Origin of the sequence: Escherichia sp. MOD1-EC6475, assembly GCF_003046645.1 — a bacterium.
Classification (GTDB): domain Bacteria; phylum Pseudomonadota; class Gammaproteobacteria; order Enterobacterales; family Enterobacteriaceae; genus Escherichia; species Escherichia ruysiae.
In genome coordinates this window covers 1-3246 of the sequence record NZ_PZKQ01000079.1, presented here as the reverse complement: position 1 = coordinate 3246, position 3246 = coordinate 1, and the positions used below count along the sequence as shown (strand labels likewise).

Below are 3246 nucleotides of genomic sequence, written 5' to 3'. Positions count from 1 at the left end.
TTTGCTCTTTAAAAATCTGGATCAAGCTGAAAATTGAAACACTGAACAACGCAAGTTGTTCGTGAGTCTCTCAAATTTTCGCAACACGATGGTGTTTTACGAAACATCTTCGGGTTGTGAGGTTAAGCGACTAAGCGTACACGGTGGATGCCCTGGCAGTCAGAGGCGATGAAGGACGTGCTAATCTGCGATAAGCGTCGGTAAGGTGATATGAACCGTTATAACCGGCGATTTCCGAATGGGGAAACCCAGTGTGTTTCGACACACTATCATTAACTGAATCCATAGGTTAATGAGGCGAACCGGGGGAACTGAAACATCTAAGTACCCCGAGGAAAAGAAATCAACCGAGATTCCCCCAGTAGCGGCGAGCGAACGGGGAGCAGCCCAGAGCCTGAATCAGTGTGTGTGTTAGTGGAAGCGTCTGGAAAGGCGTGCGATACAGGGTGACAGCCCCGTACACAAAAATGCACATACTGTGAGCTCGATGAGTAGGGCGGGACACGTGGTATCCTGTCTGAATATGGGGGGACCATCCTCCAAGGCTAAATACTCCTGACTGACCGATAGTGAACCAGTACCGTGAGGGAAAGGCGAAAAGAACCCCGGCGAGGGGAGTGAAAAAGAACCTGAAACCGTGTACGTACAAGCAGTGGGAGCCTCTTTATGGGGTGACTGCGTACCTTTTGTATAATGGGTCAGCGACTTATATTCTGTAGCAAGGTTAACCGAATAGGGGAGCCGAAGGGAAACCGAGTCTTAACTGGGCGTTAAGTTGCAGGGTATAGACCCGAAACCCGGTGATCTAGCCATGGGCAGGTTGAAGGTTGGGTAACACTAACTGGAGGACCGAACCGACTAATGTTGAAAAATTAGCGGATGACTTGTGGCTGGGGGTGAAAGGCCAATCAAACCGGGAGATAGCTGGTTCTCCCCGAAAGCTATTTAGGTAGCGCCTCGTGAATTCATCTCCGGGGGTAGAGCACTGTTTCGGCAAGGGGGTCATCCCGACTTACCAACCCGATGCAAACTGCGAATACCGGAGAATGTTATCACGGGAGACACACGGCGGGTGCTAACGTCCGTCGTGAAGAGGGAAACAACCCAGACCGCCAGCTAAGGTCCCAAAGTCATGGTTAAGTGGGAAACGATGTGGGAAGGCCCAGACAGCCAGGATGTTGGCTTAGAAGCAGCCATCATTTAAAGAAAGCGTAATAGCTCACTGGTCGAGTCGGCCTGCGCGGAAGATGTAACGGGGCTAAACCATGCACCGAAGCTGCGGCAGCGACACTATGTGTTGTTGGGTAGGGGAGCGTTCTGTAAGCCTGTGAAGGTGTGCTGTGAGGCATGCTGGAGGTATCAGAAGTGCGAATGCTGACATAAGTAACGATAAAGCGGGTGAAAAGCCCGCTCGCCGGAAGACCAAGGGTTCCTGTCCAACGTTAATCGGGGCAGGGTGAGTCGACCCCTAAGGCGAGGCCGAAAGGCGTAGTCGATGGGAAACAGGTTAATATTCCTGTACTTGGTGTTACTGCGAAGGGGGGACGGAGAAGGCTATGTTGGCCGGGCGACGGTTGTCCCGGTTTAAGCGTGTAGGCTGGTTTTCCAGGCAAATCCGGAAAATCAAGGCTGAGGCGTGATGACGAGGCACTACGGTGCTGAAGCGACAAATGCCCTGCTTCCAGGAAAAGCCTCTAAGCATCAGGTAACATCAAATCGTACCCCAAACCGACACAGGTGGTCAGGTAGAGAATACCAAGGCGCTTGAGAGAACTCGGGTGAAGGAACTAGGCAAAATGGTGCCGTAACTTCGGGAGAAGGCACGCTGATAGGTAGGTGAAGCGACTTGCTCGTGGAGCTGAAATCAGTCGAAGATACCAGCTGGCTGCAACTGTTTATTAAAAACACAGCACTGTGCAAACACGAAAGTGGACGTATACGGTGTGACGCCTGCCCGGTGCCGGAAGGTTAATTGATGGGGTCAGCCGCAAGGCGAAGCTCTTGATCGAAGCCCCGGTAAACGGCGGCCGTAACTATAACGGTCCTAAGGTAGCGAAATTCCTTGTCGGGTAAGTTCCGACCTGCACGAATGGCGTAATGATGGCCAGGCTGTCTCCACCCGAGACTCAGTGAAATTGAACTCGCTGTGAAGATGCAGTGTACCCGCGGCAAGACGGAAAGACCCCGTGAACCTTTACTATAGCTTGACACTGAACATTGAGCCTTGATGTGTAGGATAGGTGGGAGGCTTTGAAGCGTGGACGCCAGTCTGCGTGGAGCCGACCTTGAAATACCACCCTTTAATGTTTGATGTTCTAACGTGGACCCGTAATCCGGGTTGCGGACAGTGTCTGGTGGGTAGTTTGACTGGGGCGGTCTCCTCCTAAAGAGTAACGGAGGAGCACGAAGGTTGGCTAATCCTGGTCGGACATCAGGAGGTTAGTGCAATGGCATAAGCCAGCTTGACTGCGAGCGTGACGGCGCGAGCAGGTGCGAAAGCAGGTCATAGTGATCCGGTGGTTCTGAATGGAAGGGCCATCGCTCAACGGATAAAAGGTACTCCGGGGATAACAGGCTGATACCGCCCAAGAGTTCATATCGACGGCGGTGTTTGGCACCTCGATGTCGGCTCATCACATCCTGGGGCTGAAGTAGGTCCCAAGGGTATGGCTGTTCGCCATTTAAAGTGGTACGCGAGCTGGGTTTAGAACGTCGTGAGACAGTTCGGTCCCTATCTGCCGTGGGCGCTGGAGAACTGAGGGGGGCTGCTCCTAGTACGAGAGGACCGGAGTGGACGCATCACTGGTGTTCGGGTTGTCATGCCAATGGCACTGCCCGGTAGCTAAATGCGGAAGAGATAAGTGCTGAAAGCATCTAAGCACGAAACTTGCCCCGAGATGAGTTCTCCCTGAGACCTTGAGTCTCCTGAAGGAACGTTGAAGACGACGACGTTGATAGGCCGGGTGTGTAAGCGCAGCGATGCGTTGAGCTAACCGGTACTAATGAACCGTGAGGCTTAACCTTACAACGCCGAAGGGGTTTTGGCGGATTGAGAGAAGATTTTCAGCCTGATACAGATTAAATCGACAGGTCAGAAGAGGACGTGTTGATAAAACAGAATTTGCCTGGCGGCCGTAGCGCGGTGGTCCCACCTGACCCCATGCCGAACTCAGAAGTGAAACGCCGTAGCGCCGATGGTAGTGTGGGGTCTCCCCATGCGAGAGTAGGGAACTGCCAGGCATCAAA

2 rRNA genes are annotated in these 3246 nt (G+C 52.9%); both read left to right on the top strand.

What is annotated here, in order from left to right:
• The first annotated feature begins 120 nt into the window (after positions 1 to 120).
• Positions 121 to 3024: ribosomal RNA gene (locus A7589_RS21010) — 23S ribosomal RNA — on the top strand.
• Between the two features lie 100 nt (positions 3025 to 3124).
• A 5S ribosomal RNA gene (gene rrf, locus A7589_RS21005) occupies positions 3125 to 3240 on the top strand.
• Positions 3241 to 3246: the final 6 nt, after the last annotated feature.